The sequence below is a fragment of the Gimesia maris genome, from assembly GCF_008298035.1.
Lineage (GTDB): Bacteria > Planctomycetota > Planctomycetia > Planctomycetales > Planctomycetaceae > Gimesia > Gimesia maris.
This window is the reverse complement of record NZ_CP042910.1, coordinates 577,550-594,282: the sequence shown is the minus strand read 5'-3', so window position 1 is coordinate 594,282 and position 16,733 is coordinate 577,550. Positions and strand designations below refer to the sequence as shown.

General features: G+C 49.4%; 12 protein-coding genes. 8 read left to right on the top strand and 4 right to left on the bottom strand.

The window, feature by feature from the left end:
* Positions 1-154 precede the first annotated feature (154 nt).
* Together GmarT_RS02210 and GmarT_RS02205 are read right to left on the bottom strand one after the other, a co-directional pair.
* Positions 155-1,576 carry a DUF1501 domain-containing protein gene (locus GmarT_RS02210; protein ID WP_044238660.1) on the bottom strand — a complete coding sequence of 474 codons (1,422 nt, stop codon included), beginning with the start codon at positions 1,574-1,576 and terminating at the stop codon, positions 155-157.
* 58 nt (positions 1,577-1,634) lie between these two features.
* Positions 1,635-4,799, bottom strand: a complete 3,165-nt coding sequence (locus GmarT_RS02205; RefSeq protein ID WP_223123518.1) for a DUF1553 domain-containing protein — start codon at positions 4,797-4,799, stop codon at positions 1,635-1,637.
* A gap of 47 nt (positions 4,800-4,846) precedes the next feature.
* On the opposite strand from GmarT_RS02205, the gene GmarT_RS02200 reads away from it, so the two are divergent.
* The 4 genes from GmarT_RS02200 to GmarT_RS02185 all read left to right on the top strand — a co-directional run bounded on the left by GmarT_RS02200 (position 4,847) and on the right by GmarT_RS02185 (position 11,187).
* Positions 4,847-5,632 carry an IclR family transcriptional regulator gene (locus tag GmarT_RS02200; RefSeq protein ID WP_002647272.1) on the top strand — a complete coding sequence of 262 codons (786 nt, stop codon included), beginning with the start codon at positions 4,847-4,849 and terminating at the stop codon, positions 5,630-5,632.
* 493 nt (positions 5,633-6,125) lie between these two features.
* A complete protein-coding gene (locus GmarT_RS02195) occupies positions 6,126-8,201 on the top strand; it encodes a diguanylate cyclase (RefSeq protein ID WP_002647273.1) in 2,076 nt (691 codons plus the stop codon).
* 261 nt (positions 8,202-8,462) lie between these two features.
* A complete protein-coding gene (locus GmarT_RS02190) occupies positions 8,463-9,593 on the top strand; it encodes a hypothetical protein (RefSeq protein ID WP_149302410.1) in 1,131 nt (376 codons plus the stop codon).
* Positions 9,594-9,711: 118 nt separating this feature from the next.
* Positions 9,712-11,187 (top strand): polysaccharide biosynthesis/export family protein, encoded by a 1,476-nt coding sequence (locus GmarT_RS02185; RefSeq protein WP_157158961.1) that lies wholly within the window; start codon positions 9,712-9,714, stop codon positions 11,185-11,187.
* Positions 11,188-11,234: 47 nt separating this feature from the next.
* Here GmarT_RS02185 and GmarT_RS02180 read toward each other — a convergent pair whose 3' ends face one another.
* Positions 11,235-12,035: a hypothetical protein gene (locus GmarT_RS02180; RefSeq protein WP_002647276.1), complete on the bottom strand. Its 801-nt coding sequence runs from the start codon at positions 12,033-12,035 to the stop codon at positions 11,235-11,237.
* Between the two features lie 77 nt (positions 12,036-12,112).
* A complete protein-coding gene (locus tag GmarT_RS02175) occupies positions 12,113-12,409 on the bottom strand; it encodes an FmdB family zinc ribbon protein (RefSeq protein WP_002647277.1) in 297 nt (98 codons plus the stop codon).
* 431 nt (positions 12,410-12,840) lie between these two features.
* Here GmarT_RS02175 and hpf point away from each other — a divergent pair, with 431 nt between their 5' ends.
* The 4 genes from hpf (at position 12,841) to ptsP (ending at position 16,298) form a co-directional block, all read left to right on the top strand.
* On the top strand, positions 12,841-13,284 hold the full coding sequence (gene hpf, locus GmarT_RS02170) for a ribosome hibernation-promoting factor, HPF/YfiA family (protein ID WP_230682382.1): 444 nt from the start codon (positions 12,841-12,843) through the stop codon (positions 13,282-13,284).
* Positions 13,285-13,472: 188 nt separating this feature from the next.
* On the top strand, positions 13,473-13,946 hold the full coding sequence (locus GmarT_RS02165; RefSeq protein WP_002647279.1) for a PTS sugar transporter subunit IIA: 474 nt from the start codon (positions 13,473-13,475) through the stop codon (positions 13,944-13,946).
* 210 nt (positions 13,947-14,156) lie between these two features.
* Complete coding sequence (locus GmarT_RS02160) at positions 14,157-14,459, top strand: HPr family phosphocarrier protein (RefSeq protein ID WP_002647280.1); 303 nt, start codon at positions 14,157-14,159, stop codon at positions 14,457-14,459.
* A 75-nt stretch (positions 14,460-14,534) separates the two neighbouring features.
* Positions 14,535-16,298 carry a phosphoenolpyruvate--protein phosphotransferase gene (gene ptsP, locus GmarT_RS02155; RefSeq protein ID WP_002647281.1) on the top strand — a complete coding sequence of 588 codons (1,764 nt, stop codon included), beginning with the start codon at positions 14,535-14,537 and terminating at the stop codon, positions 16,296-16,298.
* Positions 16,299-16,733 lie beyond the last annotated feature (435 nt).

The window sequence follows — 16,733 nt, the reverse complement described above, 5'->3', positions numbered from 1 at the left end:
CAGGACGATCCATTCAATCAGACAGAAGTAAGCGCCCTTTGATGCCGATTAAGAAAACACACTATAGCCATTCTAGTCGATTCGTCTACGCACACAAAATATCTTCTTGAAAAATCAAGATGATCTGTCCGAAAACAACCAGTCGATGTGAATTTCAGGCAAGTATTTCATGAATCACTTCGCCATGCACATTCGTCAGGCGGCGTTCGATTCCGTTGTGGTACCAGGTGAGACGGGTATGGTCGATCCCCAGTAAGTGGAGCACGGTGGCGTGATAATCATGCCAGGCAATCGGTTTTTCGACTGATTTCCAGCCAAATTCGTCGGTCGCACCGTAACTGAAGCCATGTTTGAGCCCGCCGCCGGCCATCCAGACCGAAAAACCATTCATATTATGGTCTCGGCCGGTACCGACCTGATCCGAAGCAGACTGTGTAAACGGGGTCCGCCCAAACTCCGTGGAAAACAGAACCAGAGTGTCATCCAACATGCCCCGCTGCCTCAAATCCTGAACTAAAGCCGCGACAGGCTGATCGATCCGGGCTGCTTCACGAAGATGATTGCCTTTGACATTTTCATGACCGTCCCAGTTGATGCGCGGTGATCCAAACGGGCCTCCGGAAAACAATTGCACAAATCGAACCCCCTGCTCCAGTAAACGTCGCGCCAGTAAACAGTTACGGGCAAAAGGAGCTGTAACTTCGGAATCAAAGCCATAAAGAGATTGAGTGGCCGGAGTTTCAGCAGATAAATCGGTGACCCGCGGGACTGCCAGCTGCATTTTCGCGGCCAGTTCATGACTGCGAATCCGGGCTTCCAGATCACTGTTCGCGCCCATCCGCTCCAGGTGGCCCTGGTTGAACTGGTTCAATAATCGCCGACTGGCTTGTTCCGTTGTTTTCGAGATCTTTCGTTCGGGGAATAAATCACGGATTGCCGGCCCTTGTGATTGAAAGGGCACCCCCTGATGCAAAGCGGGTAAAAAACCATTCGACCAGTTAATGGTTCCTGCAGCGGGATAGCCGCGCACGTCAGGCAGAACGACAAACGAAGGTAATTCATCCGTTTCACATCCCAGCCCGTACGAAAGCCAGGAACCAAGCACCGGAAAACCATTCAAACGAAAGCCCGTGTTTTCCTGAAAGGTGGCAGGCGTGTGATTGGCGGAATCTGCTTTCATCGACCGTAACAAAGTGAGCTCATCTGCCTGCGCCGCGATATGCGGAAACAGATCGGAGATCCAGAGTCCACTCTGCCCGCGCCGGCGGAATTCAAAATCGTTTTTGCGTAACAGGCCCACCTTACCAAAAAAAGTCTCGGGAGTTTTATCCGTAGGCATCGCCTTGCCATGCAGATCTTTGAGCGCAGGCTTATAGTCAAAGGAATCCAGGTGGCTCAGACCACCGATCAGACAGATATGAACCACCCGTTTGACCCGGGGTGGAAAATGAGGAGCCGGTGAAGTCTGCCTGACAGACTCGGACGCTCCTCCCGATTTCTGATGTAACAGCAAATCCATGAGCGCCGTTCCCGCCAGGCCGGTTCGAGCCCAGGAAAAGAATTCACGACGCGACATCGAATGGGAACCTGAGACTGATTCCGATTGATCTGTTTTTTGATACAACATTCCGCTCTCAATTCACATATAAAAATTCGTTGCTATTGAGTACAACCCGGCATAAAGCAGAGAGTCCGTGTTTTTCGCAGAATTCGCATGCAGCTGCTGACTCTGCAGATTGGGGATGACGTTGATAAGCCAGCAGAAACAATTCTGCAACCTGTTTCTCCTCTTCGGAACCGACTCGCGATTGGATGCGTTCTGCAAGTTGGTCAGACATGCGTAAGACAAAAGAGGTATTCATCAGTGAGAGTGCCTGAAGTGGCGTCGTCGTCGACGGGCGATCGGGTGTCGTCGTCGAGGGATCCGGACAGTCAAACGTTTCCAGCAAAGGGTGTCGTCCGCCTCTTGCAGAAAATCGATAGATTGACCTGCGATTAAATTCCTCGCCTGTCGGATCCAGGGGTTCATAGAACTGGGTCCCTTTGAAAAAATAGGATTTCACGTCCTGGTATCCCTGTCCCCCGACCTGGGAATTCAGCTGTCCTGATATTTTCAAGATGGAATCGCGAATCGACTCCGCTTCAATTCTCTGCGGGCTTTTGCGCCACAACCACTGATTGTCTGCATCGACTTTCAACGCATCCGGGTCGAGTTGAGCTGACTGCTGAAAAGCGGCAGAAAGCAGTATTAAACGGTGCAGTGATTTCAGGCTCCAGTTCTCCTGAATCAGTCTGCGAGCCAGCCAGTCCAGTAATTCCGGATGGCTGCAGTCACCTCCGTTAAAGCCGAAATCATTAGGAGTATTAACGAGCCCCCTCCCAAAATGATAATGCCAGACTCGATTCACGATCACCCGGGCAAAGAGCGGGTTCCTGGAACTGGTCACCCAGTCTGCAAAGCGGATCCTGCGATCGTGGTCGGAACTGTCAGAGGCCAGCTCCAGATCTCCGTTGACCCCCTGAATCGCTTTTATGCCTCCAGGACTGACAACCCCTGCGGGAGCTGCGACACTGCCTCGTTTCAATAAATGCATGACACCCGGCTCATGGGATACTGCCGCATATACTTTTTCAGGTTGGATTGACTGCAGCTGCTTGATTCGGGCCTGCAACTCTGTCCGAGCCCTGCGCAATGTTTTTCGTTTTGCCTGTTCTGAAGCAGAAAGCGTGGCAACCAGTTCCTCCTCAGAGAAAAAAGTACCTCCCCCCTTTGCAGATTGCTGAATTTCTGTAGCCGTCAGTGCCCGGTCATACAAACGCGCTTTCGAGATGACTCCCTGCAAAAGTCGATTTCCAGCAGGCGAACCGTGGCGCAAACCAATGAGCACTTCCGTTTTTTCGGCTGGAAACGACTGCAGACCGCGTGACTGATATGACTTGCCATAAAGTTGACCATTTCGATAGGCGGTAATCTTTCCCTCCGCGGAGTACACAATGGCAATCTGAACTTCCTTTTCAATGGCTTCCTGTTCCTGTGGCCCCTGAAAAGATTTCGTGCGATGAAAGTGATCGCTGCCGGCCAGCCAGTGCCCCGGTTGTTGTTCTCCATAAACAATGGCATCAAAAATATTGCCATCAACGGTCTGCACACTCAGTACGCCTCCCCCCCGCTGATCTAGATTTGTCAGCTTCACCCAGGCTTCCAGCGTTTTTTCGTTCAATGCCTGTTTGAGTGGCTCTGCTTTCAGATAGGATTTGTTTCCATCCAACAGCAGCCCTTCTTCGGTTTGCCTGGCAGAACCATGTAAAGTCCCCTGTAAACCACCAACCAGGTCCTGAGTACTCTTCCGAAAATCCCAGGCTGCCACGGGGGAAGTGATCGCCAGAGGCAATTCTGTTTGCTCCTGTGTTGCCCGTGAAGCGAGAACCCGTCGTCGCGCAGCGGACTCTAATCCAAACAGTACCCTTTGAGTTTCGCGAAGCTTGTTCTTCACCTGCGCCAGTTCCTGCTGCGCCTTTTCATAAGCGGGATCAGGCAGATGCCGTTCCCCATGTCCCACCCCGGAAAGTGCCGCTGCAAACTGATAATATTCCTTCTGACTGATGGGATCGAATTTGTGATCGTGGCAACGGGCACAATTGACCGTCAAGCCTAAAAATGTCTGCCCCACAACGCCGACAATGTCTTCCAGTTCATCCTGTTTCATTGTCGCCCGCATCGTTTTACTGATGGGAATCACCACGTCATGCGGCCCTGCCACCAGGAAACCAGTCGCTTTAACCGCATCTGGATTGTCCGGTTCCAGCAGATCACCGGCCAATTGTAATTTCACGAAGCGGTGATAAGACATATCCTGATTCAACGCCTCAATCACCCAGTTGCGATAAGGCCAGGCATTCAATCGCGGTTGGTCTCGTTCAAAGCCGTTACTCTCACCAAACCGCGCCACATCCAGCCAGTGCCTTGCCCAGTGCTCTCCATAGTGTGGAGACGCCAGCAGGCGATCAACGAGTTTTTCATAAGCATCCGGCGACTGATCTTTCAGGAAGGCTTCCACATCTTCCGGTTCGGGAGGTAAGCCGATTACCGAATAGGAAAGACGTCGTATTAAGGTGCGACGATCAGTAACTGGCTGAGGCTTGAGCCCTTTCTGGTGTAGCGTTCTCAGAATAAAAGCATCGATCGGATTATGCACCCAATCCTCATCAGCCCCATCGTCATTGGAAAACGCGGGAACAACAGGATTCCTTAGAGGCTGCAGAGACCACCAGTCATAACCGCCTCGCTTTTCAGTGGTTTTACTGAAGGCATCAATCGGATCGGTGCCCCAGGGAGCACCAGCTGAAATCCATTGTTTGAACAGCAGTTTTTGTTCTGCAGTGAGCGGGTGCTCGGGGGGCATGGCATCAGATTCGATATACTGCCACAACAGACTCTCTTCCGGATTGCCAGCCTGAAGGGCCGATCCCGTTTCCCCACCTCGGATCGCAGCGGCTCGATTTGAAAAATCAAACCCCGCCTTGGGATCCAGGCCGGCATGACAGTCCAGGCAATGCCCGGCAATTAACGGAGCCATCACCCGATCGAAATCAGCACCAGCAGTCCTGACATTTTCAAACAGTTCTGCTGCCTGAGTGGAAACAACCAGGCTCAGCCAGATCACAACTGTCAAAACGTTTCCTCTGGAACCACCTGCACGCATGGCATAATCCTTCTGCTGACATTCAATAGAGTTTTGTAATGCAATCGAATGCCGGTTGCCCGGCTGTAGAGGTTGACACGCGCCTGAAAGACCCATATCATATTTCACTATTGAAACCTATTTCATATATGAAGTCAACAACAATGAGCGTTCCTGACACAAAACGGAAATCGGAAGCAGCCGCCTCACCCAGTCTGCAGCGGGGAATCGCGTTGCTGGAGCACCTCGCCCGCCACTCGCATGGCTGCACGCTAAGCGCCCTCAGCGAAGAACTGACCATACCCCAGGCTTCGTTATTGCGGATTGGAAAAGCCCTGGAAGAACTCGGCTATGTCACGCGCGATGTGACCACTAAAAAATATTACCTGACAAATCGCTTCCTGCAGTTGATCCCTCCGAGCGTCCAGGATCGACCACTGATGGAATGTGCCATCGGTCCGATGCGGGAACTGCGCGACACGACCAGTGAAACAACCCAACTCTGCTGCCTGATCGACCGGGAGATCGTCATCCTGGAACAGATGCTGGCGCGACATGCATTTAAGTATTCTGCCGAGATCGGGGCCCGCGCTCCCTGTTACAGTTGCGCTCCCGGAAAGGCCATCGCGGCATTTCTGCCGGACAATGAACGCGATGACCTGGTCAACCGCATTCACTTTAAACGCTTCACCCCACATACCATCACATCCAGACGCGCCTTTCTCAATGAACTGGATCTGATTCGTCAACGTGGCTATGCCGTTGATCATGAAGAAGGCCTGGTGGGAATCCGCTGCATCGCGGCACCCATTCTGGATCGCAATGGCATTGGTATCGCCGCATTCACAATCACAGGCCCTGCCGAACGGATCCCACAGGACGAATATGAATCGCTGGGACAGGTCGTTCGGTCCCGGGCCGATGCCGCGACTGTCGCTTATAATCGGTAAGCATTGACCGAACCTGGAATTTCCCGCCCCTGCAATCAACACAGCCATCAGGTTCACCCCAACCCGCTGAATCCTGCAATTACCGATAATTGCCCCACCCGGAATTTCAGCGAACAGTCGGGGCAGTTGATCCCTCCACTCGCATGTTGCAATTTGACATCCTGCGTTTGCAACCTAGCTTTAGTTTAACTGATTCGATTTGGTGTATACCTGCAATGTCTTTTGATCTTAAAACAGACATCAACATCTGAAACCAGTACACTCTGTCATGTCTCTGTTTTAAAAACCGACTGTTGAAACAATCTCCATTCCGTTGTGAAACACAGATATTGCCAAAAGAGAATTGATTGTGATACGCGAGGCACAAGCGTTCGATCAGAACAAATTGTGTTAGAGCTCTGCTCAATATACCAAAGGTCGCAAGATGAACAGCCCCCTCATAGCATCGAATAACTCTCTGCCGAGATCATCCTCGGTCCATGGGAGCTATAATATGGGCTCTTCAAAAATTCTCAGGCAGCTGATCTCACTATCGGAAGACTTTGAAGAATATTCACTTGAGTCTGACACGGGTGACTTGATTGATCAGGTGATTTCCCGGAAACATCTCCGTAAACTGCTGTCAGCATTACAGGCACGAGATGCTTCTACACTCTGCCACTCAAGACGTGTTGCTTTTCTGGCAAAAGGGATCGCTACCAATTTAGGCTGGGAAGGAATCCATCTCAAACGACTGGAAGTCGCGGCCCTCTTACACGATATCGGAAAAATCGGCGTCCCCGATCATATCATCTTCAAGCCTGGTAAACTGACTTCAGATGAAATTGAGCTGATGTCGCATTACCACAACATTGGTCTTGATGTCCTGCAGGCCTGCCGTACCGATCATGAAGTATTAACAATCCTGTCGCAGACCCGTTACCATTTCAGTGGTGCCACGAATGGTTATCAATTCATCGGCAGTGAAGTCAACCAGGGAGCGCGCATCCTGGCGATAGCAGACGCCTACGACTCACTGGCAACAGACCAGGTGTATCGCACGGGGAAAAAACATGAAGAAATCATGTCGATTCTCATGGAAGCAGCCGGAACGCAGTTCGATGGAAATATTGTCTGTGCGCTATCTCGCTGGGAACAGAACGAAAAGCAGGCTTTCCACGATGCTTTGCAGGAAGTCAATCGTCTGTTCCAGCCTAAAGATTTCACAGAACGGGAAGCAATCGAAGCAAACCTGATCAGCAACATCTTCTCCTATCTGTTTCAGATTGAAAGTCTTTACGACGGTTTTTATATCGTCAATGCTGATTTTCAGTTTGTCGTCCTCAGTCCGGGACTGGAAAAGCTGGCTGACCTGCGGGCCATTGATGTGCTGGGAGAATCATGGACCAGCGGCAGCCTGCCTCTCACAAATAAAGAAGGTACCAATCTCACTTCAGCTGAATGCTCCATGAACCGTGTCATTGCCAACGGCAAGCCGATGACGACCGAATTTATGCTGGAGCGACCGGGTGGCCGACTGATCAATATCGAAGTGCAGTCTGTCCCGATGTTTGGCGATGACGGCCGTTTGATTGGTGTTACAGAAATTTTCCGAGACTTGTCACGCAGCCTGAAACGCCCGAAAGAATACAATGACCTGAAACTGGCTGCCAGCCTGGATGCGTTAACATCGGTGGCCAACCGGGGTGAACTGGAAACACAGCTGGCAATCATGCTGTCCCGCATCCAGAAGGAACAGAACCCGGAACCATTGAGTCTGATCTTTATCGATGCAGATCATTTCAAAAACATAAACGACAGTTATGGTCACTCGACCGGTGATGAAGTTCTGGTAGAACTGGCGCGATTGTTTCAGCATGAAACTTACTCTGGAGAACTGGTGGGCCGTTATGGTGGAGAAGAATTTGTCATTCTCTGCCCTGAAACAGCACTGGAACATGCAGTCAAAAAAGCAGAACGCTTACGACTGGCTGTTTCCAATCTGAAAATGGAGAACCAGTCGAACATCAGGGTCACAGCTTCCTTCGGCGTCTCTCAATACGAACCCGGTGATTCATTAGAAAGTCTGTTCCATCGGGCTGACAGCGCTTTATACCAGGCGAAAGAAACGGGACGAAATAAAGTCCGCGCCCTCACATGCGAACAGATGAAGTCCGGTGAGATCATTCCCGATGAAGTGCCTGAAGCGACCGCTGCAGAAGGCATGAAATTTGAAAGCACATTCAATGCACTGATCTCGTCAGATTTTATCGTCTACAAGCTTGGTGGTTTCGTAAATGATAATCACGCGCGTCTGACCGAAGTCAGTACCAACCGGGCCGTAATGAGACTCGGTAAAGCTGGATTACTTCCCTTCTGGGGCAAAACAGACGATCGAAAACCAGTTGAAATAGAAGTCGTCTTCGGCTCGTCTACCAAAAAATCAAACAGCAACAGACGCCAGACTTCCTCTCAGGTTGAAATTGCAACTCGCATTACCCCCATGGGATGGATCAAACAACCCGAAGTATTTCAACAACGGGCAGGTCGTGTGTTTCGACTGCTGAAAGATTACTTCGCAGCCGAATGATTCTGGCACTTTTGAACGGCAGAACCTGCCGATCGGCATCAGACCTTCACCCCAGTCTAACCCTTGGCGCAAAGACAGGAAAAATACGCAGACCCTCCGGAATACGGCAACTCTGCCGATCCTTGAACATCCAACGATTGTATCTGTCTTACGCCCCCGGATAATCCGCAAGATACGAAAAACCGTACACAACGGAATAGCACGAATCCGATAAACCATGCGTATCGATTAACACATAAACTGCGCACGGTGGTCTCCCTGGTGGCTTTAAAAACATTTATCACACATTATTTCCCTGCAGCCTTCCGAATCGAATTCCGGAACGTATGCTTCACGTTTCTGCTTTTGATTCTATCCGGTTTAACCGGCTGCGCGCATACGGACTGTGAAGAAGAATACGGAATCTGTTCCCCCGCATATAATCGGGTTAAAAAATGCTTTTTCTTCCACAAAGATAAATGTTCTCCCCACCCTTACCATTCACTGGATGGCTACCAGGCTGACCTCGACAAAATTGTCGTCAAACACGCGGCAAAAAAATGCGCTCGCGAATCCCTCAAAACAATTTCCTGTAACTGTAAAGAGAAACCTTCGAAGGCATTCCGTAAAGGTTATCAACAGGCATATATTGATATCGCACTGGGTGAATCTGGAGAAGTTCCTCCCGTGCCACCTGAGGAGTACTGGGCCGCTCACTACCGGACTCCCGAAGGATACCTGGAAATCCAGGAGTGGTTTACCGGTTATAAACTGGGTGCAGAGCATGCCCTGGCAGGGGGACGGTATGAGTATGATGAAATTGCCACTCCCTATTCTTTAAGCGGGTGGAATCAACCAGCGATTGAGCACTGGGATACCGGATCTGCCTATCCCTCTGAGCCACAGGGGGAAGTTCATTCAGAACCACAGACCGCGCCTCCGGCTGCAATCATAAACCCACCTCCACGGCCGGAACCCCAGGAACTCAAATTACCGAAGCCAACGGTGAATCAACCCGGACAATCACAACAGAGTCTGCCACAGCACCATCAGACTTTGCCACCTCCGCCGGCTCTTCCAGGATATACTCCACCACCCGTTAAACCAGTACTCCCGCAAACAGAACTGCATCAGCAACCCCCTGTCACAGCTCCCAAGCCTCCTGCTGTGATTGAGCAGCCGACTGTTCGACCGGAAACCGCTGCTCCCCCGCAGCCTGCATTACCACCATACATCAATGACGATCCGCCTCCGAGCCCTTATACATTACAGTCATATCCTTATACGCCATTACCCGATGCACCAACTTCCGCAACAGCTCGAGATACTCGTCAGATAGAACAAATTAATCACTCGAATACAAACCGTTTTTCGACCATTGAAACACTCCCAGACTATCGAGACAGAAGATGAAACACGATTCTCCAGGGAAATTCGAATCTGGTTTCACAGGAATCTGAGCAAGGACATGGCCGACAGAATGTCGTTTGAATTAAGACAAGCAGTAGTCGAATTAAAAGGTTCGAGCAGGATGCAAACATATCGAAATCCAATGTACGCATTCAAGTGGCACATTTATTGTGTGCTCTGTCTGACCGTGATGTGGAATGGTTGCGCTGCATTCCATCCTTTAAAAGGGGTTCCCGCTCAATATCTGCCTACTGAATACAAAGGGGAAGTTCGGTCAGGAAAAGAAACCATCGATCTGTCTCTGCTGCGTCAACCTGCCCCCAAGCATTATCTGTTAGATTCAGGCGACGTTCTGGGCGTCTATATCGAGGGTGTTCTGGGGCAGTTTAAAGATGTACCTCCCGTCCACTTTCCACAGACACAAGAGGTTGCCCCCTCACTGGGTTACCCGATTCCGATACGTGAAGACGGGACGATTTCTCTACCACTCATCGGAACCGTCTTCGCGCGTGGGCTGACACTGACACAACTGGAAGAAACCATTCGTCGCAAATACACCACGGAAAAAAGTATTCTGCGGGAAGGCCGTGACCGTATTCTGATCAGCCTGCAAAAGCCTCGATCCTATCGTGTTCTTGTCATCCGCCAGGAAAACTCCAACGACATCGTAGGTACAACCGTCGGTAACCTGAACGTAGGAAGGTCGAAACGAGGTACCGGGCGAGTCATCAATCTCCCTGCATATAATAATGACGTACTGCATGCCCTCGCGGAAACAGGTGGCCTGCCCGGGCTGGACGCAGAAAATTCCATTTATATCATCCGAGGCGGGGCGCATGGGATGAATCAGCCACTGTGTCCGCAACCCATCCAGACAGGCACTCATACATCAGACAACTCTGATTCAGAACAGAATATTCAGCAGGTATCTGATTCCTATACTCCGATTCCACACTATTCACCAACTCCTGCAGACCCGGAATTTGAAGTCGGACAGCCTCTCTATTCCAGTGACGGGAGTTTTTATTCGGGCGACTTCATGGCGCCAACTATCATCAATGACTCCACAATGCAACGCTCGGGAATCATTAAAATTCCCATTCGCCTGAGCCCTGGAGAACAGGTCCATCTCACGCGTGATGAAATTATTCTGCATGATGGCGACGTGGTGTTTATCGAATCGCGAGATACGGAAATATTCTACACAGGTGGCTTGCTGGGTGGCGGGCAATATACATTGCCCCGGGATTACGACCTGGATATCCTCGGCGCAGTATCGATTGCCCAGGCATCACAAAATGGCGGAAACAACAAGTCTGCCGGAGGCCCCTCCGCCTTAAACCAGGATGTCACCATCAGCGCGAGTAATGCCATCATCCTGAGACAATTGCCTAATGGCACACAACTGCCGATCAAAGTAGATCTCTATGAAGCAGTGAGAACTCCCAGTCAGCGGGTTTTAATTCAGCCCGGCGACTATGTCATCCTGCAATACACAAAATCAGAGGCCATCGGTGCATTCATTGAACGACATCTGCTCGAAGGCGCTCTGTTTGGGCTGGCAGCCTCCAACCTCCAGGGAGGTGGTGGAAACTGATAGTTTTCATGACCGCGACATTACTATTGAGTTTCTGTTATTCCCGGTTATTTACGGATAATGAAACCCTTGTCAGCATCAGGAACTGCCAGCAGTGCCTGACCCTGGTACTGCTTACCATTCTTCGTATTGCGACCGATCAACAGCAGCTTGTCATTGACCCGATCGATTCCCAGTGCACAGTCCAGGTCATACTTAGCTGAAAAATTAAAATTAACATCCGCTGTCAGTAATTTGGAACCGTAACATCCAAACCACCATTTGTTATCAGCAAAGCATGCCGTCTGGATCCCCATCAACGTATAACCGCTTTTCAAGATATGCTTCTTGATGAGTTTAAAACTGGCATCGTATTCATAGAGATAATTTTCGTTGACGTCTTTGGGCAAGCCTCCCACAACGAGAAACCTGTCGGCATGGCAGGCAATTCCCCCTGCTCCAAAAGTAACCTCGGGAGTCTGATGTTTGGCAATCAACAGCAGCTTTTCCGCATCATAGACATAAACCCAGGAATCGGCTTTCCCCTCGGGATTATTAAAATCACCGAAGTTCACGGCAACGAATACTTTTCCTGAGTGATAACAGAGATCGCCATGATGATTTCCTACGGGGATTTTTACCAGAACTTTTCCGGAAGCGTTGGTTTTGACCAGTTCCGTTGTAAAACTCCAGAAAATATTTCCCTGTCCATCAACACAGAGTCCCTGCAGATGATGGGGATAAGTTCCCTCGCATTGAGTATTGGTATACTCAGACTTTTCAACAGATGGCGGTTCCGCCTGAACCGCAGAGATCATGCCAGCGCTAATCAATAAGCCTAGAATGAAATACAGATTTTCCGATTTCATAACAACCTTCTCCTCCACATTCACTGTTTCGCTCGGCAAGGTGAAAATCGTTGCCCTGCTTTTTTGATTTCTGATGGTCAATCTGCAGAAATGAGATCCGGGCCATCACCGGCTCTTTTTTCATAAGTGCCTTTGGATGATTTCACATATTTGGTAAACCCGAGTTCCCCCAGTCGCTTGTCATCGTTGATTGTGCGTTTCGCTTCAGCGTCCGACCACTTACCTGAAAAATAGGCAGCCGTAATCACTTTACGGACAGGTTCTCCCGTCTCCGGATGAGTCGTCAAAATGGGATCACTCATTCGCTGTATCACTTCAAACCGTTCTCCTGCGGTACCATCCGGGAGAACTACTTCATAAACATAAGTAGGCATAGGCTACTAATTTACCTCTCAATTAAACAGACATTTTACCAGAACTGGTTTCAATATATGCTGTGAACCGAACACCAGATGATAACCGGAATACCTATACTATATTATAACGCAGCACTCTCAGGAAAACGAACCAGTAAACACATCTCAGCTGTCAGCCGGTTCAAATACTGTTTATTAGCAGGATGTGAGACAATCGGAGCCGATAATGCTGAAATCTGTCCCGACATCACAGCGTCGATCCGGTTTGAAAAGCCAGCTGTCCCGCTCCAGCAAGCTCATAACTAAACATACGACTCCTCATTCGTCACTTATAAAATCATATCTGATCCCTCATAAGTGGAAAAGGTCCTGATATTTGAAGTCCAAGCTTAAGAATTAGTGACTGGTATATCTGGACCCGGCCAGCTAGAATCTGTTAGCATCATCAATTGGCAGACCCAGATCAACTCACACATGTATATACAACGTGGGTAGTTTTTTTTACAGGAGAACAGTCAGTGCAAGTTGCGATTACTTGTCGGCATGGTAGCGTTTCAGATAGTCTCCGTGATTATATTACTGAAAAATCTGAGAAGTTACTGACGTACTTTGAGCGGGTAACAGCAATTCAGATCACGATCGACCAGGGACAAAACCAAAACCGGGTCGAGATCCTCGTTGACGCAGAACATAAACATAATTTTGTAGCCCACGCAGAGGGTGACGAAGTAAAATCAAACTTCCATTCAGCCCTGAGCAAGATGGAGCAACAGATTAAAAAGTATAAACAAAAGATTCAGGATCATCGCCGCGATCTCCCCTTGAATGAGATTGCGGAAAACAGCCTGGCGGAAGCGGAAGCAGAATCGGATACCGAAACTGAAACTGAATAATTTCTAAACCTCAGCCTGTTTTTTGCTGAGTGTTGAAGAAAACTCGCTTACAATACTTATAGTGTGACCCGCGGTGGATAGATTGAATTCAAATCAGTACCGGGCGTCATAGTTCACAACATTAGTTTTGCGTCTCGACCGCAAACACTGATTTTTTGCAGATGTAGTTAGTTAGAAGGAAAAAATACATGAAGTTAACAGACTTCGTGGTTTCGGACGCGATCATTCCGGAATTGAATGTCACAACGAAAGAAGAAGCGATCCGTACAATGGTTGCCGGCTTGAAGAATGCAGGCAGCATTTCAGCAGATGACGAGGAAGGCATCGTCTCAGCAATTCTCAAACGTGAAGAGTTGGGATCAACGGGAATTGGAAACGGAGTTGCGGTTCCTCATACCAAGCACTCCTCAGTAGAAAATCTGACTGCTGCCATCGCTTTGTCTTCTGATGGTGTTGATTTTGCCAGCCTGGATGGAGAAGACGTTTTCATTCTGTTTCTGCTGATTTCGCCTCTGGACCGTCCGGGGGATCACTTACGTGGATTAGAAAACATTTCCCGCCACCTGAGAAACCAGAATTTCTGTAAGTTTTTACGTCAATCCAAAAGCGTAGAAGACATTGTAGATTTGCTGAATGAGGCTGACAGTAATCAACTCGATTAAGGTGAGTGCGAGATCCTGTTCGAAAAAGACTGACTATTCCTGCCTAAGTTGACCATATTTCTGATTTTCAGAACACATGCTTCGCTGTGGCTCCTGGTTGATTGAACTATGTGGAAAGGGGTAATTACGAAATCTCACTGAAAGCAGCGGTCATTATCTCCATGCGAGTAATTTGTTTTCAGGTTGCTTGAGTAGTTATCAGTTAGTGCCATGCAAGAATCTGTTTGCCGTCAGATTGTCACTGTCAAAATGAAACAAGGGCTCCACCTTCGTCCTATTTCAGAAATAGTACGAATCGCCCGTGACTATACTTGCGATTTTAAGATTTCGAACGGGGATCAGTCTGGAAATGCCAAGGAGGTCATAGACCTCCTTGGATTGCAAGCGCTGCCTGAAACCCAACTTGTCCTGGAAGCAAATGGCGACGATGCCAGCAAACTGATGGAAGAAATTGTTCAGTTTTTTGAGTCTGGATACAAGAAATTCGAAGAATTGTCTGATCTGCCAGATTAACCCCCGTACTATTCGACTGCGTGGTACTCCACCAGTTGCCTGTCTGTTGAAAGCGCCAAATTAGGCTCTGATTGAATGCTTGTTAAACGTGGAATCGCTGTTTCTCCGGGAGTCAATTTCGGTCCCGCACTCATTCTGGGTGCGGAGGATTTTCGCATCCCACGTCAGTTCGTCAGCGTCAATGTCATCGATACCGAAATCGCCCGCCTGAAATCAGCCCTTGATGCGGTCTGTGAAGAAATCGCAGAAAACGAGAGGCTCGCTTCCGATAAATTAGGCGAACAATACGGGGCCATCTTTGCTGCCCATTTACAAATGGTCAGCTCTCCCCGGTTGCGGGAAGAGATCGAAACCCTGATTCGTGAAAAGTGCTATTCACCAGAGCATGCCTCCAGCCGGGTATTCCGACGATACACCAAGCTCGTTCAGCATCTGGGTGACAATTATCTGGCGGAGCGTGCCAGCGACATCATCGATCTCGAAAAACGACTCTTGAAACAACTGCTGGGAGAGAAACGGGAAGAGCTTTCAAATCTCACAACCCCCATCATTGTTCTGGCTAACAATCTGACTCCCAGCGAAACGGCAGGACTGGCGAAGGAGTTTGTTCTGGGCTTTGCCACAGAAGTCGGTGGACGCACGAGCCACACTTCCATCCTGGCGGGAGCACTGGAAATACCGGCAGTCGTTGGCCTGGGAGAGTTTCTTTCCGACATTTCCGGTGGTGACATGGTCATTGTTGACGGCAACAATGGCGAAGTCATCATTGATCCGGACGAGGAAACGCTTGCCAGGTACAAAGACACAGGCGAACGACAGCGATCAATGGCCGCCCGCCTGGCATCCCGACGAAAAATCCGCTCGGAAACAAAAGATGGCACTCGAATTCATGTCATGGGAAATATTGAGTTTCCCAATGAAGTCGAACACTGTGCCGAACGGGGCGCCGATGGAATTGGCCTGTATCGAACAGAGTTTCTCTACCTGCAATCCAATACCGAACCCACCGAGGAAGTCCACTACGATGCTTATTGCAAAGTCGTGCAGGCTGCCCAGAATCGGCCCATTGTCATCAGGACACTCGACCTCGGAGCCGATAAGATTCCCAGGGGATATCGGCATCTGGCGAAAGAAGGAATGAATCCTGCCCTGGGCCTGAGAAGTGTACGATTGAGCCTGCGCGATTTACCACTCTTCAAAACTCAGCTCCGGGCCATTTTTCGAGCTGCCGTCCATGGTGACGTCCGGATCATGTTTCCCCTGATTTCCACCCTGCTGGAATGGCGACAGGCCAAAATGATCGTCGGGGACGTACTGGAGGACCTCGAAGAGCGGGGAGTCGAATTTAACCCCAATATCCCCATTGGGATGATGGTGGAAGTGCCTGCTGCCGCCCTGCTGGCAGAAGAGTTTGCGGAAGAAGTTGACTTTTTTTCCATTGGGACAAACGACTTAATTCAGTATACTCTAGCAGTAGACCGCTCCGACCCCGCGGTCTCAGCACTCTACAACTCATCAGATCCTTCGATTTTAAGGCTGATCAAAATGGTTGTGGAGGCTGCAAACAATAAAAACATACCGGTGACCGTCTGCGGACAGATGAGTTCTGATCTGAAATCGATTCCCCTGCTCGCAGGCTTGGGAATCAGGCAGATCAGTGCCACGCCACTGGCGATTCCGGAAGTAAAAGAGGTAATCAGACACCTGACAATCTCCCGGGCAGAGGAAATAGCGGCACACGCTATGACCATCGACGTAGCCCGGGATGTAGAAAGTTATTTAAGAGGAGAACTGTACAAAATCTGCCCTGACCTGTTTGATGAAGAATTGCCACTGTGACCGCCATGTGTCGAAAACAGCTGGTTCTCTCATCACGTCAGCCTGTCAGTAAGCAATAGATTTCTGATAGAGACCTGCCTGATCGCTGGAATCTATCACCCCCATTTATACGTTTACAACTTGCCGCCGACTGAAACTGATATTCAACCAATCAGCCAGCGGCCATCCAGCTCACCTCGGTGGTGAGTGGATTGCGTACAAACAAATTTCATCCAGACGAAATGTATTTCAACATCATTTCCTGACCCTGAAACTTAATCGCGTGAACAGAACAAAGAACAATATTGGAATCTCCCATTATCAAACCTGATCTATTTGGTCAGTCTGAGGAAATTTCCTGCGTCCTGTTTCTGTTTTCAATGACAGCATGAGCAAACCACCAGACTACCCCCGGGAAATCATTCAAAAGACGGCACTTGCCGCCTTAAAGGGTTA

Bases quoted from the DNA above. Each gene is read 5' to 3' on its own strand.
- GmarT_RS02185 (WP_157158961.1), top strand. From the start codon at position 9,712: ATGCAAACATATCGAAATCCAATGTACGCATTCAAGTGGCACATTTAT.
- GmarT_RS02210 (WP_044238660.1), bottom strand. From the start codon at position 1,576: ATGTCGCGTCGTGAATTCTTTTCCTGGGCTCGAACCGGCCTGGCGGGA.
- GmarT_RS02165 (WP_002647279.1), top strand. From the start codon at position 13,473: ATGAAGTTAACAGACTTCGTGGTTTCGGACGCGATCATTCCGGAATTG.
- GmarT_RS02160 (WP_002647280.1), top strand. From the start codon at position 14,157: ATGCAAGAATCTGTTTGCCGTCAGATTGTCACTGTCAAAATGAAACAA.
- GmarT_RS02195 (WP_002647273.1), top strand. From the start codon at position 6,126: ATGGGCTCTTCAAAAATTCTCAGGCAGCTGATCTCACTATCGGAAGAC.
- GmarT_RS02200 (WP_002647272.1), top strand. From the start codon at position 4,847: ATGAGCGTTCCTGACACAAAACGGAAATCGGAAGCAGCCGCCTCACCC.
- GmarT_RS02175 (WP_002647277.1), bottom strand. From the start codon at position 12,409: ATGCCTACTTATGTTTATGAAGTAGTTCTCCCGGATGGTACCGCAGGA.
- GmarT_RS02180 (WP_002647276.1), bottom strand. From the start codon at position 12,035: ATGAAATCGGAAAATCTGTATTTCATTCTAGGCTTATTGATTAGCGCT.
- GmarT_RS02205 (WP_223123518.1), bottom strand. From the start codon at position 4,799: ATGGGTCTTTCAGGCGCGTGTCAACCTCTACAGCCGGGCAACCGGCAT.
- ptsP (WP_002647281.1), top strand. From the start codon at position 14,535: ATGCTTGTTAAACGTGGAATCGCTGTTTCTCCGGGAGTCAATTTCGGT.